36 protein-coding genes are annotated in these 21,035 nt (G+C 63.8%); 14 read left to right on the top strand and 22 right to left on the bottom strand.

Going from position 1 to position 21,035, the window contains the following annotated elements:
- The 13 genes from BM228_RS34965 to BM228_RS30360 form a co-directional block, all read left to right on the top strand.
- Positions 1 to 294: hypothetical protein (locus tag BM228_RS34965; protein WP_167367875.1), on the top strand; the 294-nt coding region annotated here is incomplete at its 5' end.
- A 16-nt stretch (positions 295 to 310) separates the two neighbouring features.
- The gene (locus tag BM228_RS30410) at positions 311 to 808 is read left to right on the top strand and encodes a hypothetical protein (RefSeq protein WP_092046544.1); all 498 of its coding nucleotides are present in this window, start codon (positions 311 to 313) and stop codon (positions 806 to 808) included.
- Positions 809 to 817: 9 nt separating this feature from the next.
- Positions 818 to 1,213 carry a hypothetical protein gene (locus BM228_RS30405; protein WP_092046543.1) on the top strand — a complete coding sequence of 132 codons (396 nt, stop codon included), beginning with the start codon at positions 818 to 820 and terminating at the stop codon, positions 1,211 to 1,213.
- Complete coding sequence (locus BM228_RS35200) at positions 1,210 to 2,622, top strand: collagen-like triple helix repeat-containing protein (RefSeq protein WP_092046541.1); 1,413 nt, start codon at positions 1,210 to 1,212, stop codon at positions 2,620 to 2,622. The genes BM228_RS30405 and BM228_RS35200 overlap by 4 nt, the downstream gene beginning before the upstream one ends.
- Positions 2,623 to 2,667: 45 nt before the next feature.
- Entirely contained in the window at positions 2,668 to 3,333 is a 666-nt protein-coding gene (locus BM228_RS30395; RefSeq protein WP_092046540.1) for a hypothetical protein, read from the top strand.
- 9 nt (positions 3,334 to 3,342) lie between these two features.
- On the top strand, positions 3,343 to 4,881 hold the full coding sequence (locus BM228_RS35650) for a spike base protein, RCAP_Rcc01079 family (protein ID WP_092046538.1): 1,539 nt from the start codon (positions 3,343 to 3,345) through the stop codon (positions 4,879 to 4,881).
- Positions 4,881 to 7,628 carry an alkaline phosphatase D family protein gene (locus tag BM228_RS30385; RefSeq protein ID WP_092046537.1) on the top strand — a complete coding sequence of 916 codons (2,748 nt, stop codon included), beginning with the start codon at positions 4,881 to 4,883 and terminating at the stop codon, positions 7,626 to 7,628. Before BM228_RS35650 ends, BM228_RS30385 begins: the two co-directional genes overlap by 1 nt.
- 120 nt (positions 7,629 to 7,748) lie before the next feature.
- Positions 7,749 to 7,904, top strand: coding sequence for a hypothetical protein (locus tag BM228_RS34960; protein WP_167367874.1), 156 nt, complete (start codon positions 7,749 to 7,751; stop codon positions 7,902 to 7,904).
- A 167-nt stretch (positions 7,905 to 8,071) separates the two neighbouring features.
- Entirely contained in the window at positions 8,072 to 8,959 is an 888-nt protein-coding gene (locus BM228_RS30380; protein WP_092046535.1) for a glycoside hydrolase family 108 protein, read from the top strand.
- Positions 8,959 to 9,231: a hypothetical protein gene (locus BM228_RS30375; RefSeq protein ID WP_092046533.1), complete on the top strand. Its 273-nt coding sequence runs from the start codon at positions 8,959 to 8,961 to the stop codon at positions 9,229 to 9,231. The genes BM228_RS30380 and BM228_RS30375 overlap by 1 nt, the downstream gene beginning before the upstream one ends.
- Positions 9,219 to 9,455: a hypothetical protein gene (locus BM228_RS30370; RefSeq protein ID WP_139234279.1), complete on the top strand. Its 237-nt coding sequence runs from the start codon at positions 9,219 to 9,221 to the stop codon at positions 9,453 to 9,455. The genes BM228_RS30375 and BM228_RS30370 overlap by 13 nt, the downstream gene beginning before the upstream one ends.
- A 129-nt stretch (positions 9,456 to 9,584) precedes the next feature.
- The gene (locus BM228_RS30365; protein ID WP_092046530.1) at positions 9,585 to 9,920 is read left to right on the top strand and encodes a hypothetical protein; all 336 of its coding nucleotides are present in this window, start codon (positions 9,585 to 9,587) and stop codon (positions 9,918 to 9,920) included.
- Positions 9,921 to 9,946: 26 nt separating this feature from the next.
- Entirely contained in the window at positions 9,947 to 10,480 is a 534-nt protein-coding gene (locus BM228_RS30360; protein ID WP_092046528.1) for a hypothetical protein, read from the top strand.
- 164 nt (positions 10,481 to 10,644) lie between these two features.
- Here BM228_RS30360 and BM228_RS34260 read toward each other — a convergent pair whose 3' ends face one another.
- From BM228_RS34260 to BM228_RS30270, 20 genes are all read right to left on the bottom strand, one after another.
- Complete coding sequence (locus BM228_RS34260; protein ID WP_139234278.1) at positions 10,645 to 10,869, bottom strand: hypothetical protein; 225 nt, start codon at positions 10,867 to 10,869, stop codon at positions 10,645 to 10,647.
- 23 nt (positions 10,870 to 10,892) lie between these two features.
- Positions 10,893 to 11,093, bottom strand: a complete 201-nt coding sequence (locus BM228_RS30355) for a hypothetical protein (protein ID WP_139234277.1) — start codon at positions 11,091 to 11,093, stop codon at positions 10,893 to 10,895.
- Positions 11,094 to 11,380: 287 nt separating this feature from the next.
- A complete protein-coding gene (locus tag BM228_RS34255) occupies positions 11,381 to 11,698 on the bottom strand; it encodes a hypothetical protein (RefSeq protein ID WP_139234276.1) in 318 nt (105 codons plus the stop codon).
- 40 nt (positions 11,699 to 11,738) lie between these two features.
- Positions 11,739 to 11,906 carry a hypothetical protein gene (locus BM228_RS30345; RefSeq protein ID WP_167367873.1) on the bottom strand — a complete coding sequence of 56 codons (168 nt, stop codon included), beginning with the start codon at positions 11,904 to 11,906 and terminating at the stop codon, positions 11,739 to 11,741.
- A 4-nt stretch (positions 11,907 to 11,910) separates the two neighbouring features.
- Positions 11,911 to 12,132: a hypothetical protein gene (locus BM228_RS30340; RefSeq protein ID WP_092046522.1), complete on the bottom strand. Its 222-nt coding sequence runs from the start codon at positions 12,130 to 12,132 to the stop codon at positions 11,911 to 11,913.
- A 279-nt stretch (positions 12,133 to 12,411) separates the two neighbouring features.
- Complete coding sequence (locus BM228_RS30335) at positions 12,412 to 13,623, bottom strand: RNA-guided endonuclease InsQ/TnpB family protein (protein ID WP_092046520.1); 1,212 nt, start codon at positions 13,621 to 13,623, stop codon at positions 12,412 to 12,414.
- 37 nt (positions 13,624 to 13,660) lie between these two features.
- Positions 13,661 to 14,065, bottom strand: a complete 405-nt coding sequence (locus BM228_RS30330) for a hypothetical protein (protein ID WP_092046519.1) — start codon at positions 14,063 to 14,065, stop codon at positions 13,661 to 13,663.
- Positions 14,066 to 14,068: 3 nt separating this feature from the next.
- A complete protein-coding gene (locus BM228_RS30325; RefSeq protein WP_139234275.1) occupies positions 14,069 to 14,530 on the bottom strand; it encodes a hypothetical protein in 462 nt (153 codons plus the stop codon).
- Positions 14,523 to 14,750 carry a hypothetical protein gene (locus BM228_RS30320; RefSeq protein WP_092046516.1) on the bottom strand — a complete coding sequence of 76 codons (228 nt, stop codon included), beginning with the start codon at positions 14,748 to 14,750 and terminating at the stop codon, positions 14,523 to 14,525. Before BM228_RS30320 ends, BM228_RS30325 begins: the two co-directional genes overlap by 8 nt.
- A 326-nt stretch (positions 14,751 to 15,076) precedes the next feature.
- The gene (locus BM228_RS30315; RefSeq protein WP_092046515.1) at positions 15,077 to 16,201 is read right to left on the bottom strand and encodes an RNA-guided endonuclease InsQ/TnpB family protein; all 1,125 of its coding nucleotides are present in this window, start codon (positions 16,199 to 16,201) and stop codon (positions 15,077 to 15,079) included.
- 33 nt (positions 16,202 to 16,234) lie between these two features.
- Positions 16,235 to 16,459, bottom strand: coding sequence for a hypothetical protein (locus BM228_RS30310; RefSeq protein WP_139234274.1), 225 nt, complete (start codon positions 16,457 to 16,459; stop codon positions 16,235 to 16,237).
- 32 nt (positions 16,460 to 16,491) lie between these two features.
- On the bottom strand, positions 16,492 to 16,692 hold the full coding sequence (locus BM228_RS30305) for a hypothetical protein (protein WP_092046512.1): 201 nt from the start codon (positions 16,690 to 16,692) through the stop codon (positions 16,492 to 16,494).
- The gene (locus BM228_RS30300) at positions 16,689 to 17,018 is read right to left on the bottom strand and encodes a hypothetical protein (protein WP_092046510.1); all 330 of its coding nucleotides are present in this window, start codon (positions 17,016 to 17,018) and stop codon (positions 16,689 to 16,691) included. The genes BM228_RS30305 and BM228_RS30300 overlap by 4 nt, the downstream gene beginning before the upstream one ends.
- A 29-nt stretch (positions 17,019 to 17,047) precedes the next feature.
- Entirely contained in the window at positions 17,048 to 17,365 is a 318-nt protein-coding gene (locus BM228_RS30295; protein ID WP_092046508.1) for a hypothetical protein, read from the bottom strand.
- Complete coding sequence (locus tag BM228_RS34250; RefSeq protein WP_139234273.1) at positions 17,365 to 17,592, bottom strand: hypothetical protein; 228 nt, start codon at positions 17,590 to 17,592, stop codon at positions 17,365 to 17,367. The genes BM228_RS30295 and BM228_RS34250 overlap by 1 nt, the downstream gene beginning before the upstream one ends.
- On the bottom strand, positions 17,589 to 17,846 hold the full coding sequence (locus tag BM228_RS30290) for a hypothetical protein (protein WP_092046507.1): 258 nt from the start codon (positions 17,844 to 17,846) through the stop codon (positions 17,589 to 17,591). Before BM228_RS30290 ends, BM228_RS34250 begins: the two co-directional genes overlap by 4 nt.
- On the bottom strand, positions 17,843 to 18,055 hold the full coding sequence (locus BM228_RS30285; protein ID WP_092046505.1) for a hypothetical protein: 213 nt from the start codon (positions 18,053 to 18,055) through the stop codon (positions 17,843 to 17,845). The genes BM228_RS30290 and BM228_RS30285 overlap by 4 nt, the downstream gene beginning before the upstream one ends.
- A gap of 28 nt (positions 18,056 to 18,083) precedes the next feature.
- Positions 18,084 to 18,326, bottom strand: a complete 243-nt coding sequence (locus tag BM228_RS30280; RefSeq protein WP_092046504.1) for a hypothetical protein — start codon at positions 18,324 to 18,326, stop codon at positions 18,084 to 18,086.
- A 33-nt stretch (positions 18,327 to 18,359) separates the two neighbouring features.
- Positions 18,360 to 18,962, bottom strand: coding sequence for a hypothetical protein (locus BM228_RS30275; protein ID WP_092046502.1), 603 nt, complete (start codon positions 18,960 to 18,962; stop codon positions 18,360 to 18,362).
- 39 nt (positions 18,963 to 19,001) lie between these two features.
- Positions 19,002 to 19,820, bottom strand: a complete 819-nt coding sequence (locus BM228_RS30270; RefSeq protein WP_092046500.1) for a hypothetical protein — start codon at positions 19,818 to 19,820, stop codon at positions 19,002 to 19,004.
- 118 nt (positions 19,821 to 19,938) lie between these two features.
- On the opposite strand from BM228_RS30270, the gene BM228_RS30265 reads away from it, so the two are divergent.
- Positions 19,939 to 20,118 (top strand): hypothetical protein, encoded by a 180-nt coding sequence (locus BM228_RS30265; RefSeq protein ID WP_092046499.1) that lies wholly within the window; start codon positions 19,939 to 19,941, stop codon positions 20,116 to 20,118.
- A gap of 75 nt (positions 20,119 to 20,193) precedes the next feature.
- Here BM228_RS30265 and BM228_RS34245 read toward each other — a convergent pair whose 3' ends face one another.
- Together BM228_RS34245 and BM228_RS36185 are read right to left on the bottom strand one after the other, a co-directional pair.
- Positions 20,194 to 20,388 (bottom strand): hypothetical protein, encoded by a 195-nt coding sequence (locus tag BM228_RS34245; protein ID WP_139234272.1) that lies wholly within the window; start codon positions 20,386 to 20,388, stop codon positions 20,194 to 20,196.
- 106 nt (positions 20,389 to 20,494) lie between these two features.
- Positions 20,495 to 20,923 carry an HNH endonuclease gene (locus BM228_RS36185; RefSeq protein ID WP_139234271.1) on the bottom strand — a complete coding sequence of 143 codons (429 nt, stop codon included), beginning with the start codon at positions 20,921 to 20,923 and terminating at the stop codon, positions 20,495 to 20,497.
- Between the last annotated feature and the right edge of the window lie 112 nt (positions 20,924 to 21,035).

The following is a 21,035-nucleotide window of genomic DNA, read 5'->3' as shown; positions in this document are numbered from 1 at the left end:
CCGCTGTTGCGGACTGGCTACATCAACTATTTTCTTCCCGATATTCCCAGCGGGTACAACTACCGCAGCCACATCATCTCGCTCGGCAACTCCGCCGTGGCGATGGGCAACGCGGTTATTACCGCGAACTCTTCCCAGTCCGGCGCCCTGTTCGGTTTCCAGACTGCGCGCCTGACCGTCACCGTGGCGGCCGTCACGTACAGCGCGGCGCTGGGACGGGTGTTCGACGGCATCGGTGCCAACGGCAACCCGAACAACCTCTACAACTACACCACCAACATCACGTCGGCCTGAGCCGGGAGAAGCACCCATGCCCTTCGCTCTCGCGACGGACCACCTCGACGTGCCCGGCTTCGCCGGTTGCACCGTTGCCGACCTCCTCGCCTTCGGCGTCCCCCAGCCGGACGTGCTCGCAGCGCTCAAGGCCCGCCTCAAGCGCGATATCGACGATCAGGCCGAGTCGCTGCGGCTGAAACTGATCACGCCTGGCTCCGGTCAGGCGATGGAGTACCAAGAGGCCTACTCGCAGGCCCAAGCAGTGTTGACCGCGACCGGTACGGTCAAGCCCGCCGATTACCCGATGCTGGCTGCCACCATCGGTGTCGATTTCGACCCCGATACCGGCAAACCCGCGACCGATGTCCTTGGCGTCGCCCGCTCGGTGAAGGCCGCCTACGAGGCGTACCTGGAGGCTGGCGCGGCCATTCGAGGCGTCCGGCTCGGTGCGAAGGTTGAGATCGAGGCTGCGAGCGATGTCGATCTCGCGCTGGCCGTGTTCTCCGCCATCGCTTGGCCGTCGTTCGGCTAGGGCGCGGCCGTGACTCGCATCCTCGACCTGCCCCTTCTCAAGTTCGCGATGGTCATCGCGAACAACGAGGACTGGACGGATGCATGGACCTACGTTGATGAGGCGGACGCCCCGATCTCTCTAGCCGGCATCACGCTCACGATGATGCTTCGGACGATCGCGGACGATCCGACAGTTCAGATCGTCGCCGCCAGCGTTTCGGGGCTCGTCAACGGCCTGCCGCAGAACGGGTCCGTCGTGTCCGGGGGCGACGGCTTGAACGTCGTCGCCCTGTCCATCCCGAAGGTCAGCGTCGGGAAGCTGTCCGCTGGGGAGTATGTCTTTGAGGTTCAGGCCTCGGGCGACGGCCAAACGCGCAACATCGCGACGGGGCCCGTGACCGTGAACCAAGGCGTAGTGCGATGATCGTCAGCGATATCGTCGTCTTGCGCCCAGCTGCCCAGAACGTGCCGCCTGGCGTTGCGCTGCCTGCCGGGCCGCCGGGATTGCCAGGGGCGAATGGGTTGCCTGGCGCGCAGGGTGAACCGGGCGCCCCCGGTAAAGACGGCATCACCCCGGATATTTCGGGCAAGCTCGATAAGACTGGGGATGCGTCGGGGACTAGCCTGCAACAGCCGGGCGCGACACGAGCGCTGACGCCGATCCAGATCCTGACCCCGTACCGGAACCTCGCCGAATTCCGGTTCGCGTCCGACGCCGACGATACCGCATCGTTCAACCGTGCGATCGGAGACCTTCAGGCGGGCGCCCGTGTCGTCTTCGATAGCGTGAAGACGATCAGCGGCCCGATCAATATGAGCCGCGACAATTACACGATCGAGGCCGTGAACCCGCGCGCCGGGCTGATCCAGTCAAGCGCCCTCAACCAGCCGATTTTCAACATCACGGCCAATCGTTGCCGACTGCGCGATATCGCGACGATCTACACGGGCGGGTCGCCGACCAGTGGCGCGACCGCCTTCCAGATCGCAGGCACTTATTCGGATCTGTCGCACTGCACGGCCTTCAATGGCTATCGCCTATTCGCTTGGCGGTCGGGAGGGCATCTCGCCAGCAATCTACTCGGGTACGACTGGGCGTGGTCCGCTTTGGATTTCCAGAACGCCAACGACGTTTACGTGAGCAATTTTCTGTTCTCCACGAGCACACAGACGAACGGTGCCGGTGGGGCCGTCCGCTTATACAATCAGTGCGAGAGCGTTCGGTTGGCCGGCGGCGAGGTCATTGGCGGTAAATTCGGCCTGTTGACCGGTGCAGACACCTACGCTCGCGGATCCTGTCCGGCTTTCGGGGAAATCACGGATGTCAAGTTCGACAATCAGGGTCAGGGATCAATCCTCGATAAAAGCATCGACATGGTGTTTCAGGCGCCGTGGTTCTCTGGTGGCCGTTCCGGAAGCGGATATTCGGGTCTGACTATCCGCAACTCTCGGGCTCCACGCTTCCACGCGCCGCGTTTCTTCGCGTGCGGCTACAGCGGGCTCGTTGTCGAAGCCACGACGCTGGATCTTGAACTTCGTGGCGCGCTTGCCCACGCCAACAGCATTACTGGCGGCGCCGGGAACGGTCGCGGCATAGAGGTCATGGCCAACGCCACCGATTTCAAAATAATCGGCGGCGTCGGTGGCAATGATCTGTTTCGAGACGTGCCAGGGTATGGCACTGGGCAGCAGGGGTTCAATCTCGTTCTGAACTCTGGATGCGACCGCTTTTCCGTGATCGGTTTCGGCGGACCCGCCGGAACGGCAGGGCATATTTTTGACGGCTCAGCGTCGGGCGCTAACAAGACCTTACTCGCGAACTACTCGCGCTAACCCCACCCCACCACTCTCTCAACCTGCTCGCCGGGAGCCCTCCGCATGCCTGCTGGCTCCGGCCAAACCGCCGTAATCGACACGGCCGACTGGCGCCTCATCGTCCCGATGAAGTGCCCGCTGAACCTGTCGGGCTCTCGGCTCACGGCGACAATGACCGGCGCGTTCGGCGGGCCGGCCGCGGCCGAGATCGACAGCGAGGACGGCTCGATCTCCTGGGCTGCGGACCCGATCACCGGCCTCAGCACCGCGGTGATCATCATCGTGCCGAAAGCGGCGCGCGGCGACTGGCGGGCGACCGGGGCGAGCGGCCAGGCCGCGGCGGTCACTGTCGCCTTCGACATCCACCGCACGGTCGCCGGATCGCCCGCGGATGAATGGCTCGGTCGGTCATGGGTGCTGGTGCTGCCGGCGTCCGACTCTGATCTGGTCCTAGCCGGGCTCGGCACGCAGCCGGTCCTGATCAGCAAGCAGCCGGCGGGCGGCATCCTGCTGCCGGCGCTTCAGACTGGACCGCAGGGGCCGGGCATCGCGCTTCCCGACGGCTACGACCCGATCGCCGATGCCGGCAAGACCTTCGGCGTGCAGGTGATCGGCGGCGTGCTGACCCTGGTCCTGCTCGACGCGACTGTCACGCCCCCCGACCCGGACCCCGATCCGGGCAACCCCGCGACCTTCTTCGCGACCCAGTTCTTCCCGCCGCTTTTCTGAGGATCACCGATGGCTACGGACCTGTCCTTCTCAGGCAGCGGACCTGCGCGCTCTTACACCCCGGATGCGCGCAAAGCGGACGGTACGCGCTCGGCGTTCACCGATCGCACGATCGTCGAGCTGGCGCCGGAGGGCAATCACGCGACAGCGGCGCAGATCGCGGCGCTTCAGTCCACGCTCGTGTCGGCCCTCGGCCTGCTCGCCACCGACCAAGACGTGATGACAGGCAACGCCAAGCTGGAGGCGATCCGTCTGCTTTTGGCCACGCCGACGATCCCGGGCGGCGCAGCGACCGATGTCAGCGTCCAGGCGATCACGACCAAGCTGGAGGCCGTGCGCGCGCTGCTCGCCGCGCCTGCGCTCGCTTCCGGAGCGGCGGCGGACGCCAGTGTCCAGGCGGTCACCGCGAAACTGGAGGCCATCCGCGTCCTCCAGGCCAGCCCGGCGCTGCCCACCGGCGGCGCCACCGAGGCGACGCTCCAGGCGATCAAGTCGGCGATCCTCGCGCAGGTCGACCTCGCCAACCTGATCGTCACCGACGGCTCGGGATATTATGTCCGCCGCGAGACAGTGAACGAGGGCACGGGTGCGGTCACCGTCAGCTTCGTCACGCTGGCCGGCGCCCCCGCATCCCCGAACACCGCGGCGCTCACCCCCGTGACCGCCTCCGGCTCCGGCGGCGCGGCCAGCACCCGCGTCGTCGAGACCGCGCTGTTCGACGTGGCCACGGCTGGGACTGGCACCTCGGTCGGCGACGTGGTCGCGCGCGTGCTCGTGTACGATACCGCCGCGAACTCGGTGGTCGCCTCTTACTGGCACAATCTGACCACGGGGGCGGCGCTGAGCACGGCCCCGGCGGCGGGCGCCATCGTCGCGCAGCTGCGCAACCTCGCAGTTGGCGCGGCCAAGGACGCCACCCTCGTCACCATCGACGCCGACCTGAACGCGGGGCTCGGCACGGACGGCACCTCACCGCCTTCGCTGCCCGGCGGTGCCACCGGCGTGCGAGGGTGGCTGCGCTACCTCGCGAGCCTGTTCCCTGCCTCACTTGGGCAGAAAACGGCTGCGCTCTCCTTCCCAGTGGTCATTTCGTCGGACGGCCCGATCGCCACCGCCTACGGCACGCTGACCGATACGGCCACTCCCGACATCACCGCCAACGGCGCCTCTTTTACCTTCACCTCCCTGTTCAAGGGGATGGTGGCGAACCTGCTGGCGATCTCAGGGAAGCTGCCGGCTTCGCTGGGCCCGAAGGCGAAGGCATCGGCTCTGGCGGTCACGACTGCGACCGATGACCCAGCCTTGGCCGCTATTGCAGCTACCGGACCTGGCACGGATGCTTTCGCCGTCACGACGAGCGACAGCACGAATTTCACCACCAACGCCCGGTCGATTTACGTCGGCGGCGCGGGCGACGTGACCATCGTCACCCCGGCCAACACGGTCGTGACCTTCAAGGCCGTGCCGGTGGGTTCGATCCTGCCAGTGCAGGCTAAGCGCGTGAACGCGACCGCAACCACGGCCAGCAATCTCGTCGGGTTGATCTGATGCTCGGCCTCGGCCTGCGCCCGTCTAACGCTGCGCTCAAGCTCTACGGCCGGGTGTCTTTGACGCTGCCCGCGGGCGTAGACCCAACTTACTGGACTGCCACAAAGCCAGCTGACGCCGCTGGCAACAACGCGGCGATCTCGTGGGCGTGGACCGGTGCGATTTCGCAGTCCGGCGTCACGGTCACACACAAGCTCACCGCGGCTGCTAGCAAAGCGCGGCTGGTGGTCTCGCCCAATGCCGATCTGTCGAACCCAATCTACTCGCTCGCCTCGCCCTCCAGCGCGGTCAGCACGGTCAACGGCACGGCTTCGAACATCGTCAAGCAGACGGTTCAGGGACTGGCGGCCAATACCACCTACTATCACGGGCTGCTGATCGACGGCGTCCTCGACACGTCGAAGATCGGCAAGTTCACGACCCTGGCGGCGACCCAAGGCTCGTTCCTGTTCGCGCTTGGCGGGTGCTGCCGCCCGAACGTGTCATCTGCGGTGTTCTCTTCGATCATCGCTAAGAACCCGCTGTTCATGTTCGCCCTGGGCGACACGCCGTATGGCGACACGATCTCGCCGTACACCATCGACAGCGCTTTTGACGCGCTGCTGACGACAAGCAGTGCGGCGCAGGCTTATCGCCAGATCCCGACCATCAACATGTGGTCGGACCATGATTTCCCGACAGGCCCGACCTCGGCCGGAGGCGCCAACGACGCCAATGGTGCATCGAGCGGCACGACTGCGACGGCGGCCTCCCTCGCCTTCGCCCGTGCCTATTGGCCAAACCCGCCCGGTTATTCTGCTGCCGCGGCTGACGCGGTCGGGTTCTCCTACGTCGTCGGCCGCCTGCGCTTCATCGTGCCGGACTGCCGTTCGCAGATGTCGGCCGAGGGGGACGCGGACGGCACGACGCACACCAAATGGGGCGCGGCTCAGAAGGCGTGGGTCAAGCAGCAGCTTAACGCCGCCAAATCGGCCGGGCAGATCGTCTGCTTGTTCACCGAGACGCCGTGGATTCAAGACAGCGGCTTGAACGGTGATGGTTGGGGCTCGTTTGCGATCGAGCGCCGCGAGGTCATGGATTACATCCAGTCCGTGGGTATGGCCGGCCGGGCGTTCATCGTCGCCTCGGATATGCACGCGCTGGCCTACGACGACGGCACGCACACAGCCGGCTACGTCACCTCAGGCAGCCTACCGGTTCCGGTGTTTCAGGTCGGGGCGCTGGATCAGGCGAACAACGCCAGCGTCGGCACCTACACCGCTGGCCCTGTGCAGGGCGTCAACCAATTCGGCACGGTCGGCATCTCCGATACCGGCGGCGATATCACCGTGGCCTTCAACGGTTATGCAGCGGACGGCTCGGCCGTGGCCGGCATGTCCTACAGCTTCACCGTGACCGCCGCCACACTCGCGGCGACGACGCCGGGCTCAACCGTTCCCGTCAACAAAACCGCGCCCGCCATTTCCGGTACGCCGACAGTTGGGCAGACGCTCACGGCCTCGACAGGGACGTGGAGCAACGCGCCGACTGGGTACACCTACCAGTGGAGCCGCGGCGGCAGCCCGGTTTCGGGCGCAACAGGGTCGACCTACGCGCTCACGTCAGCGGACCAGGGTAGCGCGATGACGGTTGCGGTTGTCGCGTCGAATGCGGCTGGCGCCGGTGCGTCGACGACCAGCGCCGCGACTGCGGCTGTCGCCACCGCGGCCCAAACCCTTCAGACGCTCACGCTGTCACCCACGACGGCCACGGCCGGAACCGCCTATTCGGGAACGATCTCGGGCAGGACGGCGGGCTCGACGGTCGCCGCCACGTCCAGTGACGGCACCACGCTCAGTGTGAGCGGAACGACCGTCACCGGCACGTTCTCGGCGGCAGGCACGCCGACGATCACGCTGACGGAGACGCTAAGCGGGGCGACTAACACGCCAAAGACCTCAACCGTCTCCATCACCGTCAACGCCGCGGCTGGCTACAGCTTCACCAACAGCGAGGCCCAAACCTACGTCGGTCGGATGACGACTACACCAGCCGACGCGCGCAAGAAGCTGATCGACGATCTTTTTACCGCCCTTAAGAGCGATGGAACATATGGCCTGATCGACTGGATGCATTTGCCAGCATCGGCCAACACCCAAGCCGCACTGTTGGATATTAAGGGCAGCTACGACGGCGCTATTGCCGGGTCTCCGGTATTTACCGCTGACCGGGGATTCTCCGGAAACGGAGCGTCGGCAAACCACATCAATACAACTTACGAGCGCACGCAGGCTGTCAGCGCAACAAAGAAAGCTTCCGTCAACAACGAGAGTATGTTTGTTTGGACAAACGACACAAATATATCTGGGCTTGAGTATGTCTTTGGAGCGGCATCCGAGAATATTTACATCTCTAGAACCGGAGCGTCTGCAATCAAATCAAGAATGTTCAGCGGTACTTCGCAGACATTCACACTCGGAACCCCAGGCGCGGGGCTTATTGCGGTAACACGGCCATCCTCTTCTGCGGCTTCAATGTATCATAACAACGGCACCGCGGAAACATTTGCGGCATCAGGCAGTGCGGCAACCGGCGCTGGACCAGTCACTGCGAACAACATCGTCTACTGCGGCGAGCCCTATGCCGACATTCCATCAATCAGCCAAGTCGCCGTCGCGGGCATGGGGCAGGCGTTGTCCGCGTCTAATCTGACCACTCTTTACAATGCTTTGCATGTTTATTTGCAGGGTGTCGGAGCTTCCGCCTGATGCCCCTCTCCCCCGCCCTGTTCGGCAACACCGGGCAGGGCGGGGTCCGCCGCCGCCCGCTGATCCTGATGGCGTCCTGACGCCTTCGACCGCCTGAACCGCCCGATCCTGGAGCCAACCATGACCCGCTTCCTCGCGGCACTGGCGCTCGCCTGCGCACTTCTCCTCTCGACCGCGGCCGACGCCCGGCCGCGCCGTCGCGTCGTGTGTGCTCCAGCCTCCCTCGAAGGCGTGGGCAAAGTCTGGATCTGCGCCCGGCGGCCGCGGCAATGCTGAGCAGCCAAATGGATCCACGGTCCGTCGAAGCCGTGCGCGCGCGGGCTCTGCGCAGCGCCGTTCTGCTCGCGGCTACCACCCTGGCCCTGGCGGCTCTCGCCATGTGGGCCAGCCTGCCCGCGTAGCCGGTCCGGCCGCATCCCCTTTCAGCAATCCGGAGATCAGCCATGGCCGAGGCCAATCTGAAGGCTTGGTTCAAGGTCGAGATGACCTTCGAGGGCGGGCGCGTCGATGACCCGGCCGATCCGGGTGGGCGGACCGCCTACGGCGTCACGCAGCGGGTCTACAACGGCTACCGGAAGGCCCGGAGCCTGCCGATCCGCGACGTGTGGCTGATCGAGACCCGCGAGATCGTCGACATCTTCAAGACCGGCTACTGGGACAAGGTCTGGGGCGACCGCCTGCCGGAAGGCCTCGACATCGTCGTCGCGGACGGCGCGATCAACTCCGGCGTCTCCCAGGCCGTGAAGTGGCTGCAGCGCGCCCTCGGCGTGCGCGTCGACGGCATCATGGGCGATGCCACCCTGACCGCGGCCAACGCCGTCAACGATGTCGATGCGCTGATCGGCAGGGTGATCGCCGCCCGCGAGGCGTTCCTCCGCGCGCTGAAGACCTTCAAGCGCTTCGGTAAGGGCTGGATCCGGCGCACGCAGCAGCTCAAGGCGCTGGGCCAGCACTACGCCCGCGGCTCGGTCGGCCCGGCCCCGGCGATCGCCTTCATGTCGGGCATGAACGCCAAGGCGGTGCTGGAGAGCGCCAAGGCGACACCGCCGAAGCTCGACGCCCTGTGGAGCGCCGGCACCAGCACCGGCGTGCTCGCTCAGGTCACCAGCACCCTTGAGCCGCTGCAGAACATCGAGCGCATCGCGCACCTGCTGACCATCGTCACCGTGCTCGGCGTCGTGCTCGGCGTGGCCGGCGGCGCCTACTCGTGGTGGGCCCGGCAGCGGTCCGCGAAGATCAACGCGGCGCTCGACATCCGCCCGCAGACCCCGAGCGCGGACAACGACGACGCGCCGCCTGAGGGGCTTCACGACGCGATGGAGGCCGCCTGATGCTGCGCCTGATCGGAACGCTCTCGCCCGTCACGCTCCTCGTGCTCGGCGGCATGATCGGCGCGCTGCCGACGGCCGGTGCTGGCTACGCCCTCGGCAAATTCCTCGGCTGGCACGCCGGCAACGCGGCCGGGAAGGCGGCCATCGTCGAGACCGTGAACAAGCGCAACGCCGAGGCGGCGCGGGTCGCCCGCGGCGCGCGCGACGACATCGACCGCTGCTTCAATATCGACGGCGAGTGGATCCAGGAGGAAGGGCGATGCAGCAAGTGATCATGGTGGCGCTGCTCGGCGCCGCGCTCGGCGGGTGCGTGACCGACAGCATGCCCGCGACTATCCAGGGCGCGTGCGACGCGTTCGAAGCGCCGAAGCTCGCCGTGCGCGGGCTCGACAAGGACGATCGGCGCTGGATCGCCGGCCAGGTCGAGGCCGGCGTCCGCGTATGCGGCTGGTCGCGGCCAAAGGCGCGAGAGATTGCCCGCCAAGTTGGCTCCTGATCCATGCCCAGCCTCGCTATTGCCCGCGGCCTGCTGGTCGTCGCCCTCCTGGCGGCGGCCTGCTTGGCCTTCGGCGCGATCGCGCCGGACCCCTGACATCCATCGATCGACGGCGGAGGCAACGAAGCCATGGCCGCGACCCTGATTCCCGACGCCGTGTCGAGAGTGCCCATGCCCCCATTGCCGGACGAGACCTCCGACGCGCCGCTGCTGTCCGGGCAGGGTGACCTCAAGAGCGATGTCCGCCTGCTCGCTTATCAAGTCGCGCTCCTCGACAAGAAGCTCGACCGCTTCTTCGACGAGGTCAAAAACAACTATGCGACGAAAGGCGAGGTGAAAGACCTCAAAGACGATGTAGACAAACTGAACGCCAACATTGGATGGTTGGTGAAGATCATCATCGGTGCGGTTGTTGTCGCGCTTCTCGGGCTGGTGATCGTGAAGGGGGGTATCGCGCCCCGATGATACATCACAACCCGACGCCAGATGCCATGAAACCCACCCCGACTGACATCGACCTATACGCCCGTGCCCTGGCGCTCTCGCATGCTCCGCGGCAGATCCCGATCCATCACCGCGTGCTCGATTTCTTCTACTGGATCGGGATCATGGCCGCGTTCGGTTGGATATTCTCCATGGCGATCGACCGTGACCCCCCGGTCAAGCAGCTGGCGCGCGAGATCGTCAACCCGTCCAAGCAGGTCCGCGTGGGCGAGCGGCTACTGATTCACGGCGTCCGCGAGCGACTGCGGTCCTGCGAGATCGCCCGACGGTGGTGGATTATCGACGGGGCTGGCCGCCGTATCGACTTCGAGACTGAACGCTTTGACGCCTACGGTCCGCTCGGTCGCGAGGAGGAGGTCATCGGCCCCTACATCCCTCTGGACGCCATGCCCGGCCGAGGGCGGCTTCTCGGCGTGGTGGCCTACGACTGCAACCCGCTGCAGCGAGCTCTCGGCTGGTCGATCGTGTCGATCCTCTCGCCGCTTGAGTTCGAGATCCTGCCGCGGGCGCCGGCGCCGTGATCTGCCCTTTGCCGGATCAGGACCTGACGATGGTCAAGGTGCTGATCGCCCTATTCGTCGGCATCATCGTCGGCAACAGGACAGCGCCGAAGGATCCTCCGGGCTGACCCGCACCACATTGCTGTCTTCCTACCCAACCGCCTGGCCCAGCCACGGCGGTTTCGTCATTTTCGGAGCAGGTCTGGATGTCGGTCGCCATGCCACCGCTTGCCGTCCTTCTCGCCGTTCCACGGGTCGCCAAAGGCTTTCGGGTGCGGGATATCTGCCTCGGCGGCGATGGCAACTCGGACGGCGGCTCGTGCCTGTCGATGCCCGCGCACCTTTGACGGTTTGTCGGACGCGGCCGTGGTGTTGCCGGTGATCGGCGTCTTGCGTCTCGACTTGCCCATCCTCGCCTCCAGCCTTCGCTTCCCTACTCGCCGTCGCCGCGCAGCGCCTCAATTGCTACACCGGCCTTGCTGAGCGCCGTATCAATCGGCGCGAAGGTCAGCCGCTCGGTATCTGGCCACATGCCTTCGCTGACCGTGCTACGCGTCGCATCACGCAGGTCGCTGACGGCGGAATGAAGCTCGCGCAAAGCCGTTGCCACAAGCCTTCGGTCCTCTTCGCTCATCCTCGCCTCCTCAATCCCCCGCATCCCCCGGCCCGATCTGCTCCAACAGATCCCTGCCCTTTGCCGTCAGAAACCACCGCGGCTCTCGCTGCCCGATCCGCGTCCGCTCCTCGACCAGCCCGAGTTCGGCCAAGGCCAGCATCGTCTTCCGGTGCGCCGAGGCTCGCATGCCGTTCCCAGCGTAGTGCCCGCAGGCTCGGAGGGCAGCGACGTGGGTCTGAGGGTGACTGCGGACGGGCATATCCCCGAGCTACCGCGGGGCGGTGGGTTCGGGAAGGGGGCTCAACCTAGTAGCCGCTGCGGAAGGCGTCCGAGAGCCTGTGCGGGGCAACCTGCCGGAGCCATTCTACGGCGGTGGCTTCCATAAACTGCCGCAAGGCACGGGAGTTTGGATCCGCTGCGGCCGGTGGCTGCGGATCGACCGCAATACCGCATCGCCCGTCATTGCGTTCAAGCATCTGCACGCCGAACCCGAAGTGGCACCGGACGATACCAGAACGGTCTGGAGGCACTGTTACAGCTTCGTCGTCGCGCGGTTCGATCACGCCAAGAGCCGAACGGGCGGGGGCTTCGTCAAGGCCATATGCTTGTGCGTCGCGGTCCATTCTGTCCCCTGTGCCTCTGATGCCGGAGTCCCCGGCAGCCCTACTCCTCCACCAGCCCCCGGCTCGCGGCCAGGCGCCACAGCTCGGCGTCGCTGAGTTCGAAGTCGCCGATTTTCCATCTGTCCAATTCCTCCCCCACCGGCTTTACCTCGACCCCGGCAGCTTCCAGCGCGGCGACGGCTTCGAGGATCGGGTCGGTGTCGGGCATAGGCTCACACGGCGCAGTAGCTGCCATCGCCTACCATGTTCAGCGCGAGGTGGATGGCTTCACCCTCAAAGCCCTCGGGCGCGTTCGTGCCGTCATATTGGTCCCAGAGGCCGCGTAGCAGATGCAGAGGCATTTCCTTCAGCACATCGCATTGGCAGAAGACGCGCTGGTGCGCCTCGCGGGTCTCAAGCGTAAGACCGGCAGGGTTGTAGGTGTCCCTAGCCATCGGCCTTCTCCCTGGACAGGGCCTCGCGGCCGGCGGGGGTTGCCACGAGCTTATGAAGTTCGCGCCCTTCGTGCTTGACCCATCCCCACCTGATGAAGCCTCTTTTCCAAAGGGCATGAGAGGCGCGCTTAGCTACGGCATTGGCTCCGATATCGTCGAAGCCAAGCGGTGATGCTGCCTCTCTCAACGCTGTCAGGTGAGTCGGGCTCAGCCTCCCGCCCCGCCCCTCTGCTGCGTTAGCATTCTCATTGCCTGAAACGGCGATGATTTTCGAAGGCATCACTGCACTCCTCCAATTGACGCTTCAACGGGCCCACATCTTGAGCCCTCCACGTCCAGCAACGGTGTGCTCCACCGCCGTTTGATATTGATAGCCGCATTTACATCGGCATGATCATCATGCCCGCATCCGACGCACCGGAACCTCGCTTGGCTTTCGCGAGATCGGGCATCAATGACACCGCACGCCGCACAGGTTTGCGATGTGAACCGGGCAGGCACTGTCACAACCTGACCGCCGCGCTCTTCGCACTTGTAGGCCAGGATTGTCGCAAACTGGTGCCAGCCTGCATTTAAAATTCCTCGGTTTAGGCCAGATTTTTGTTGAACATTAATGCCTGGCTCAGACACCGATCCTTTGGCGCTGGCTGTCATGCTGCGCGTATTCAAATTCTCTAGAACGGCAACGCCGAAACGGTTGGCTATGCTGAGTGCGGCGCGGTGATGGAAGTCGCGTCGGATGCGAGCCTGCTTTGCCTTCAGCTGCGCGACGCGCGCTTGAGCCTTGCGTCTCCGGTTAGATCCGCGCTTGCGACGGGCTAAGATGCGTTGAGCTTTACGCTTTTTGACCTCTATACGCTCCAGACTCGCCGGCATCGTCAATAACTCACCCGTGGACAGGGCTAGTGTCGTAGCCACCCCCCGGTCAATTCCAACGATTTCGGCGCTTGGGGCAGGCACACTCCGCTCGGATCGGCATGCAAGAGAGACATGCCAGCCTAATGCATCATTGGAAACCGTGACGTTTCTAATAATACCTTCGATTTGTCGACTAGCCCGAAATTTTACCCAGCCAATTTTTGGCAACCGGATTAATGACCACTTGGCATTCAATGGTCGTATTGTAACCTCATCGCCTTTGAAGCGGAAGCTATCATTTACGCCCTTTCGGCGCATCGTAGGATATTGCGTTTTGCCAGCAAAAAACGAAGTGTATGCCCTGTCCAAATCACGTAGAACCTGATCAAGGCATGTTCTAGTTACGTCAGCAACCCACTCAAATTCCTTGCGTATCTGAGTCAATTCGATGGACTGCGTGGCTAACGAAATGCTTTTACCAGTATTTTTCTTATGATTTCGCCACCAGTCGCGACGTTGCTCAAGGGCAATGTTGTATATAAACCGGCACACCCCGGCATGCGCGCGGAGTTGATGGTCCTGTTCTACCGTTGGAACAAGCCGATACCTAAACCCGCGATTGAATTCACACATCACCTGCCCTCTGCTGCGGGCGATGGTGTATCGGTGGTCATGTCAGGGCTCCGTGGTGGGGGAGGCGAGAGCCGGCTTGCAGGAACACGTCCACGATGGAGATCGCGCAATCCTCCACGCGGCGAAGCTGAGATGATCCGAGCTTCTTGCGCGGGTCGCCGCTCATATCCGGATTGGACGGGAAGCAGGCGCCTGCGATCACCTTCTCAATCTCGGCTATGATGGCGTTGTGCTCGCGCGGCTGACGGCTCTCGTGGCGCGGAGCGAGAGACCGGCCTAAAGGGCCGTTCGGCATGTCACGCGCGATGGCGCGCGCGATGTCCAGCGACTCCACGAGCGACGTGCCTAGATGCTGTCGCAGGTACTTTGTGGCTGGCACGCCCTGCATACCAGCGGCTTGCACATATAGCTCTGCACGGGCGCGATCATCCATGATGCCCATCTCTCAGGTCTCCTCGGCAGCGACGGGATGGGGTAGGACGCCAATGGCGCCAAGGGCCTCGCGGACGGCAAATCGTTTCATCGACACGCAGCCCGTCTCTTGGCAGACGGTGCGTCGGCAAAGCACCTCCGGATCGGCAGACTCACATTCCTCGGTAGCCAACCATTCAAGCAGCCAATCTGCATCCCGAAGAGCTTCAGCGACCCTTCCGGAGATCAGCGCCCCCGCCTCATCCCGCTCGGCAACAGCCGCCTCTCGCGCGGACTCGGCGGCGGCAAGGCGGGCGAGGATGGTGAAGAGCGCCTTCTGCTCGCACGGCCCGCACCGGATGCCCTCTTTCACCCTGCCATTGACGGAGCAGATCCGGGGGCTGTCGCACTCAGCAAGGATCGCGGAGTTCACAGCTCTCGGCAGTTCCCCTTCTGCGTCTGCGAGCCGGTCGGGGAGAGAAGCGGGATCAGTCATCGGCGTCACCGATCTTCAGCGCCTCGTCTTCCATGCCGTCAGCGGCATCGCGCACCAACTTGGCAAAGCGCAGCATGGCGTGGCGCGGCTGCTCATCCAAGCTGATCTCACTGGATCGCAAATCGGTCAGCCTTGCTACGGTTCGGCCGTCCGGCGTGCGGACTACGTCCACCGAGCAGATCCAGTGATCCGATACCGGCAGCTTGATCAGGTCGCCCATGGTCTACTTCTCCCCGCCTTCCGGGATTGATGAGGGTGGGGTCAGGCGCAGTTTATGCCAGCCTGAAACCGCTCCCATGCCCGATCTACGATGCGTTTGGTCTCATCGTCGGCATGCGGAAGACTTGGCCGCACAGGCACCTCAAGCAGAACGTCGAGGGCATTCCGGAGCATCTTTGCGGATGCCGTTTTGCCCAGGCCATCTAGTTCTTGCGCAACGCCCTCAATGGCGGCGGCTGCGTCTAGGCAGGGCTGTGCTTGATCCATCATCCTCTCTCCTCCGGTTGCGACAACTCTTCGCAAATGATGCAAAGCTTCTCAGTCTAGCTATGCGGCATTCCGCTGGCTTGGCGACTGAGGGCCGTGTCTCGGCCCATTTTCAAATGCCCGCTGGTGCACAATCTTTGCCGCAGCAATGTCGCGATCCAATTCACAGCCGCAGTCGCAGCAGTGCCTTCGTTCGCTCAGCTTTTTTGCTTTAATCGTTCCGCAACTCGGGCAATTCTGCGATGTACCTCGTGGATCGACCAGAACGACGGACGCATCAGCACTTTCAGCCTTATACGTCGTGAACTGGACGAGCGTACTCCACGCCGCATCATGGATGGACCGGGCGAACAGTCCCTTTCTCAGCCCGGCCATATTCAGGTCTTCAAACGCGATGCTCCGGTATCGAGAGACTAGGGACCGCGAGAGCTTGTGCAGGTGATCACGCCGCTGACGCGCTATCTTGGCTGCACCAGAAGCTAGCCGCGCCTTGGCTTTCGATCTGCGCTTTGAGCCTTTTTGGCACCGTGCGAGCGCGCGATGCCGACGACGCTGGGCTTTGTGTGCCTTGCGTTCGAGGCGAGGAGCTTTGACCGTTTCACCATCGCTAGTCGCGATCAAGCTGTTGAGGCCGAGATCGATCCCGACAGTCCCGGTTCCACAGCATTCGGCGTATTCAGCCTCAACGCTAAAGATGACGTACCACTTCCCCTGCTGCCTGCTTAGGATAGCAGTGCCGCGCCGCCCGTTCTCGGGCAATTTGCGATGCCAGACAACCTTTATGCCGCCCGGCACGCCCAAAACTTTGAGGCGATGGTCTTTCCCAATGGTGAGCCCATCTCCGAACCTGTAGGTCGCGCTATGGTAACGTGCCGCTGATCGGAACCGAGGAAATCCGCGCCCACGCTTGAAAAAAGCAGCATAGGTTTGGTCGAGGCGCCGAAGCACCCAACCGAGTGCAGAGTAAGACCAGCGACCGATGCCGTCCGGTTCCGCCGCGCGAATAGCCGTGAGTTCTGCGTTTTGCTGGCTAGCCCGAAGGGTGATACCGCGGCGTCTGTAGGCCTCAATGCGTTGCTGTAAGCCCGCGTTGTAGAGAGCACAGAAGCCCGACAGCATCTCGCCGAGCAGGCGTTGCTGCTGTGCGTTCGGTCTGATCCGGTACTTGTAGGATCTGATCGACACGGGGGTGGGCCTCCGGTTCTTGATGAGGTGGGTCTAGGCGATGTTCGGGTGGCTGGTTTCGCTGTAGTCCATCATCTCGGGATCGGACTCGCGCAGCCCAAAGACCCATCTGAGGTGATCGGCCTCGTACTCAGCCTTCCACCGCTCCTTGAACAAGAACGGTGTTGTGTTCCTCGCCCCGCAGCTAATCCGCACGTAATAATCGGCCCCGCTGCTGGTCTTCATAACCGGAACATCGACGGTTACAGGATTGGCCATCCTCGTCTCTCCGCAGATTGTGGTGGGTGGGGTTAGGCGATGATCCATCCGCCGTAGATGATCAGCGTGCAGAACGACGCGAGCATAAATGTGAGAAGAACGAAGTTTGTGAGCGTGTTCTGAGATGGGACCTGCGGGGCGTCGTCGGGGCTAGAGTTGACCCCGTAAAACAGCAGGATCAGTCCGAGTACCGACAGGGCCGCGTCGATGTGCATGAACGTGAGAGCAGTCATCGTGCGGGTGCCTTCTCGCGGATGCGGTGAGCGATGCCTTCAGCGACCCGCAGGGCGCCTTCTGCATAGGCTGCCGAGCGCTTGTCGCTCGCCGTGCGGTTATTGGTCTGGTCGCGGATCTCGCAGTCGCAGGCGCGCAGCAACTCTTGCATCTCAGTTTCGAGACGCTCAGCAACGGCGCGCCACGAGCGAGCTTCTTCCTGCAATTCTCGGATACGCGCGTCGGCTTCCCAGGGCAGTCGGGCGCTCTCCGTCTCGCCGCGGTCATGCAGTTCGACGGGTAAGATCTCGCAGCGCTCGGTTACGGAGCGGTAGGGTTCGGCCATCCTCGTCTCCTATGGGACTTGGGGAGGGGTTAGGCGGGGTCAGACGGGGCCAGCGGCTTCCAGCGAAGGAGCCGATCCAACGCATCCGTGACGAAGCGCGCCGATCCGCCGGAATGCCGCTGAGCCTCGAACAGGGCGACTAGGGCGACCACGTCGCGCTCAAGCATGAGGCGGGCGTTCGTGCGCCGGCCCGGGAGGGCCGCCAGTTCGCTCTCGGCGTGGTCCACAAGGCTGGGTTGCCGCTCGTTGTCCTGAGCTTCGCGAAGCTGCTCAAGCAGGCAGAACGAGGATCCCGCCGCCGAGGTGCATCCGCCGTCTACGTCGGCATCGCAGTGGGCGCAGGGCATCAGACGCACTCCCCGAGTGCGGCGTCGAGCCCGCGTTCGTACCCAAGCTGCATCGCTATTCGGTATTCTGGAGGTTGCCCTTTACCGATGGCGGCGTTTGTCTCTGGCGTCGGATCTTTCAGAGCCCAGATCGCGGCTCGTGCTTTTGCGATGCTCTTGGCGGACGGGAACGGGGCGCCACTGATGGCACGAGCGACGCGCAGAACCATTTCAGTCTCGCCGGTCATGCCGCGCCTCCCGACTTGTTCCCGCTCCCGTCGAACAGGCCGGCCGCCTTGGCTTGTGCGCGGAGTTTTAGGGCCGCTTCCTTGACGGCTTCGCGATCTGGCTTGACCAGCGGAGAACCAGCGGTAGCCTGCTGTTCTCGGATCTCGACCAACCGATCCCTCGCGGCCACGCGCATGGCCTGAGGCGCATTGGAGTCGATGGTGTCGCAGAGGATTTCAATCTCCTCCTCAAGCGTCACCTTGGGCAGCTTCATGGCTGGATCTCCCGACACCGCTCGGTGAGAAACCGGCACTGGCCGATCCGGCATTCGCAGAGGCCGCGATCGTCTGGCTGCGCGACCGGTGACATGGACCGGTGGATCTGCTCAGCGAGCCAAGCGACGCCGGCCGTGTCGCCAAACTGATCCCAGTGATTGGCGGCAGCCTCTGCGATGGCGCGGGCCTTTTCATAACTCTCGCTCATGTCTGTCTCCTATGAGATTGAGAGAGGGTCAGGCGGGGTCAGCAAATGGGATCGGCCGCGCCTCAATCATCGCCACGTTCTCCATGTCGGGGATCGCGATGGCGAAGGCGGTTGTCGCGTAGGAGAACTGACCGATCTTCTTCCAGTCTTTGATGAAGCCGTGCAGAGCTTCTTGGGTAAGGACAGTCCCGTCCTCAAGCTCCATCGGCACGGACACCGTTTGACCGCCTACGAGATAAAATCGAACCTCAATTTCTTTGCTCTCGCTCATGTCTGTCTCCTCTTGAAGGGGGGAGGGGAAGGGCTAGGCGGACGCCAAAAGATCGTTGATCTCGGTCAGTCCTGCGGCAGCGTGCAGATGCGGCTGGAAGGCCTCGCCGTCGCGGATGGCCGTTAGTCGGGATCGCGCCATATCAACGGCCGCCCGCAGGCGCTCGTTCTCAGCCTCGACGCCCATGAGGCGATCGATATCTTTGTCGCGCAGCCAGCCGATGCCTTCTTGCGCCCATTCCTCGCGCAGCCGTGTATTCTCGACCTCCTGCCGGTCGATCTCGTCCAGAAGCATTTTCACGTCGGACGGGGCCATAAACGCCCCCAGCGTGCCGTCCGCGATGTGGCGATAGACCCTAAGGGTGCCGCGCGTCAGTGCACTCCCCGGTCGATGCTCCGGTCCGGTTACGACCGCCGAAGCAGGACGCGCCTTTGCGGAGCGGAAGGCGTTCACCGCGCAGCCGCGGCATCGCAAGGCACGCTTGTCGACATCGTGGACGATACCTCGACAGGTCCGGCACTTCATGTCGTAGCTACCCGGCGCGTACCCGAACTCAAGCAATTGCTCGTCGGACGGCTGCTCGGCAGCGAAGTTGCCCGGCTCGTTCACCGGGTACGGGAAGCCGTCTCCGCTCATCTCTCTCGTCTCTTCATAATGGGGGAGGGGAAGGCGGGGTTAGGCAGCTTTGGCCGGCAGCCCATCAATCAGAAGATCCGTCGTGATCCCGGGAAGGAGCGGCACGACGCGCTCGCTCTCGGCGAGGACGCGAGCGTTGCCGTCATCAGTGCGCAGAGAGCGCTCGGCGGCCATGACGAGCCGTAGGGGATCCGGCTTCGGCTCGCCGCCCTGTGCGGCCCTGAGCAGGCGTTGGTACTCAGCTTCGATGAGCCGATTGAATGCCTGTGCCCTAGCTCGCTTTTCGAGCACCGGCACGAACGGCAAGGCGGCTTCAGCGGCTGGGTAGCGCGCGGGCGGTAGGAAGTCGTAGGTGAAGCCGCACCCGACCGGCCGGTCCCACTCGTCCTGGGCGAGGATCGCGTTCCATAGCTGGCCGCGCTCGTCCCAAGCCTCGTCGGTGAAGCCCTCGGGCGGGTCAGTGTTATTCCAGTAGGGGAAGGCTTCGGCGAACCCGGCGCCAAGCATGGCATCCTTCCACCCGCTCTGCTCGCAGAACACGATGCCGTAGACCGCGCCCTGGTAGGGCATGATCGTGATCGTGAAGTCGAAGTCGATAGAGGGGTCGCGGCGTCCGGACCGCTTGATCTCCTCCTGACGCTCGTAGAGCTTCTGCCGAGCGTACCAGATGGGCGACTCGACGCCCGTTCCAGCTAGCGCGGCCTTGTCGATCGCATCTGTTGCCAAGCTGGCCACGTACCGAAGTGTGGCCTCTTCGACGGCCTTGGCGACCACGGGGCGGTAAGCCGCGAGCTGCGCGTGGATCTCCAGCAAGTCTGACGACCGGAAGCGGATCCCGTCATAGATTTTGGTGCTCACGCGCCTGCTCCTATCTGTCGATCTGGACAGAATAAGCGAAATACGTTATTGGTCAATAGCAGCCATACGAAACGAGGGCGAGTTGCGGCAGATTTCGCCATACGATACTGAGCGGCGGATGGGCCGCCCTCCGCTGAAGCTAAAAGATCCGACCGTCTCCACGACGGTGCGCCTGCCGGCGAGCCTGCTTGCGCGGGCCAAGGCTGTGATCGCGGGTGGCGAAGTGTCTGAGGTGATCCGAGCCTTGCTTGAGACCGAGGTCCGCCGCCGCGAGCGCACCAAGCTCAAACCAGATTAATCGCCCGTCGTCTCCGAACCCCTCGAAACCCCCTAGGGACGCTGCCAATCTTCTCGTGCGATCTGCACACGAAGTTTATGGGAGCGGCTCGTCGCGCAGCTCGGGCTTCAGCCGTTCAGGCGCGTTGCTGCGGACCCAGTTCTCCCCGATGAGCCACATGCCAACCGCTTGATCGGCGTTTTGCGGCATCGGAATGCGATCCGCGGGGAATGGGCGGCGCTCTGCCTGCTCGCGCGACATGACCAGCGCTTCGGTGATGAGACCGACCAAGGACGCGACAGCGACATCCCTAGGCCGAGGCGACCCAAGCCCATCGGTCCATGCAAGCCATTCCGCGACGACGTTGTGTGCAAGCAGTCGGTCGGCTGGGCGGATCTCACTCATCATTTGCCCCCTGCTTCCGTTGGAACCGACCCGGCAACCACCCTTTCGCGAAGCGGCTACGGTTGACCGTGTCCTCGACGTTCTGACGCTGAGTACCCGTGATCAGATGTGCCGGGTTGCAGCAGATCGGGTTATCGCAGGAATGCCTAACCACGGTGCCGTGGTGCTGCGGGAGGTCAGCGAGAGGGCCTGAGGCGTCGGCGCAGACAAGCCTATGCGGCAGGTAGAGCCGGCCCTGAACGCGGATGCGTCCGTAGCCGGTCCCGTTCCCGGCGCCGACCCACGGCCAGCACTCATAAGGCTCGCGACGATCAATGTATGTCCAGAGTCGCGATCGGTCTGCGGCCGTTAGGGTCGGCAGATCTCGCGCGCGACGGCGGGCTTCAATTCGGGAGGGGGCTGAACCCTTTGGCCGCCCCATCAGAGTGCCTCAGGTTCGCGAGAACCTCTGAGCACTTCATCTTTTGGAGCTAAGTCTCTGTAAGGACTGGTGCTGCGAGAGGGGATCGAACCCTCGACCTCTTCATTACCAA

The organism is Methylobacterium pseudosasicola, from assembly GCF_900114535.1.
Lineage (GTDB): Bacteria > Pseudomonadota > Alphaproteobacteria > Rhizobiales > Beijerinckiaceae > Methylobacterium > Methylobacterium pseudosasicola.
Note: the sequence above shows the minus strand (reverse complement) of the source record. Positions and strands in the feature narration are given on the sequence as shown.

Excerpts from the sequence above, each read along its gene's own strand:
- BM228_RS30410 (WP_092046544.1), top strand. The coding sequence starts at position 311 with ATGCCCTTCGCTCTCGCGACGGACCACCTCGACGTGCCCGGCTTCGCC.
- BM228_RS35200 (WP_092046541.1), top strand. The coding sequence starts at position 1,210 with ATGATCGTCAGCGATATCGTCGTCTTGCGCCCAGCTGCCCAGAACGTG.
- BM228_RS30395 (WP_092046540.1), top strand. The coding sequence starts at position 2,668 with ATGCCTGCTGGCTCCGGCCAAACCGCCGTAATCGACACGGCCGACTGG.
- BM228_RS35650 (WP_092046538.1), top strand. The coding sequence starts at position 3,343 with ATGGCTACGGACCTGTCCTTCTCAGGCAGCGGACCTGCGCGCTCTTAC.
- BM228_RS30385 (WP_092046537.1), top strand. The coding sequence starts at position 4,881 with ATGCTCGGCCTCGGCCTGCGCCCGTCTAACGCTGCGCTCAAGCTCTAC.
- BM228_RS34960 (WP_167367874.1), top strand. The coding sequence starts at position 7,749 with ATGACCCGCTTCCTCGCGGCACTGGCGCTCGCCTGCGCACTTCTCCTC.
- BM228_RS30380 (WP_092046535.1), top strand. The coding sequence starts at position 8,072 with ATGGCCGAGGCCAATCTGAAGGCTTGGTTCAAGGTCGAGATGACCTTC.
- BM228_RS30375 (WP_092046533.1), top strand. The coding sequence starts at position 8,959 with ATGCTGCGCCTGATCGGAACGCTCTCGCCCGTCACGCTCCTCGTGCTC.
- BM228_RS30370 (WP_139234279.1), top strand. The coding sequence starts at position 9,219 with ATGCAGCAAGTGATCATGGTGGCGCTGCTCGGCGCCGCGCTCGGCGGG.
- BM228_RS30365 (WP_092046530.1), top strand. The coding sequence starts at position 9,585 with ATGGCCGCGACCCTGATTCCCGACGCCGTGTCGAGAGTGCCCATGCCC.
- BM228_RS30360 (WP_092046528.1), top strand. The coding sequence starts at position 9,947 with ATGAAACCCACCCCGACTGACATCGACCTATACGCCCGTGCCCTGGCG.
- BM228_RS34260 (WP_139234278.1), bottom strand. The coding sequence starts at position 10,869 with ATGGGCAAGTCGAGACGCAAGACGCCGATCACCGGCAACACCACGGCC.
- BM228_RS30355 (WP_139234277.1), bottom strand. The coding sequence starts at position 11,093 with ATGAGCGAAGAGGACCGAAGGCTTGTGGCAACGGCTTTGCGCGAGCTT.
- BM228_RS34255 (WP_139234276.1), bottom strand. The coding sequence starts at position 11,698 with ATGGACCGCGACGCACAAGCATATGGCCTTGACGAAGCCCCCGCCCGT.
- BM228_RS30345 (WP_167367873.1), bottom strand. The coding sequence starts at position 11,906 with ATGCCCGACACCGACCCGATCCTCGAAGCCGTCGCCGCGCTGGAAGCT.
- BM228_RS30340 (WP_092046522.1), bottom strand. The coding sequence starts at position 12,132 with ATGGCTAGGGACACCTACAACCCTGCCGGTCTTACGCTTGAGACCCGC.
- BM228_RS30335 (WP_092046520.1), bottom strand. The coding sequence starts at position 13,623 with ATGTGTGAATTCAATCGCGGGTTTAGGTATCGGCTTGTTCCAACGGTA.
- BM228_RS30330 (WP_092046519.1), bottom strand. The coding sequence starts at position 14,065 with ATGGGCATCATGGATGATCGCGCCCGTGCAGAGCTATATGTGCAAGCC.
- BM228_RS30325 (WP_139234275.1), bottom strand. The coding sequence starts at position 14,530 with ATGACTGATCCCGCTTCTCTCCCCGACCGGCTCGCAGACGCAGAAGGG.
- BM228_RS30320 (WP_092046516.1), bottom strand. The coding sequence starts at position 14,750 with ATGGGCGACCTGATCAAGCTGCCGGTATCGGATCACTGGATCTGCTCG.
- BM228_RS30310 (WP_139234274.1), bottom strand. The coding sequence starts at position 16,459 with ATGGCCAATCCTGTAACCGTCGATGTTCCGGTTATGAAGACCAGCAGC.
- BM228_RS30305 (WP_092046512.1), bottom strand. The coding sequence starts at position 16,692 with ATGACTGCTCTCACGTTCATGCACATCGACGCGGCCCTGTCGGTACTC.
- BM228_RS30300 (WP_092046510.1), bottom strand. The coding sequence starts at position 17,018 with ATGGCCGAACCCTACCGCTCCGTAACCGAGCGCTGCGAGATCTTACCC.
- BM228_RS30295 (WP_092046508.1), bottom strand. The coding sequence starts at position 17,365 with ATGCCCTGCGCCCACTGCGATGCCGACGTAGACGGCGGATGCACCTCG.
- BM228_RS34250 (WP_139234273.1), bottom strand. The coding sequence starts at position 17,592 with ATGACCGGCGAGACTGAAATGGTTCTGCGCGTCGCTCGTGCCATCAGT.
- BM228_RS30290 (WP_092046507.1), bottom strand. The coding sequence starts at position 17,846 with ATGAAGCTGCCCAAGGTGACGCTTGAGGAGGAGATTGAAATCCTCTGC.
- BM228_RS30285 (WP_092046505.1), bottom strand. The coding sequence starts at position 18,055 with ATGAGCGAGAGTTATGAAAAGGCCCGCGCCATCGCAGAGGCTGCCGCC.
- BM228_RS30280 (WP_092046504.1), bottom strand. The coding sequence starts at position 18,326 with ATGAGCGAGAGCAAAGAAATTGAGGTTCGATTTTATCTCGTAGGCGGT.
- BM228_RS30275 (WP_092046502.1), bottom strand. The coding sequence starts at position 18,962 with ATGAGCGGAGACGGCTTCCCGTACCCGGTGAACGAGCCGGGCAACTTC.
- BM228_RS30265 (WP_092046499.1), top strand. The coding sequence starts at position 19,939 with ATGGGCCGCCCTCCGCTGAAGCTAAAAGATCCGACCGTCTCCACGACG.
- BM228_RS36185 (WP_139234271.1), bottom strand. The coding sequence starts at position 20,923 with ATGGGGCGGCCAAAGGGTTCAGCCCCCTCCCGAATTGAAGCCCGCCGT.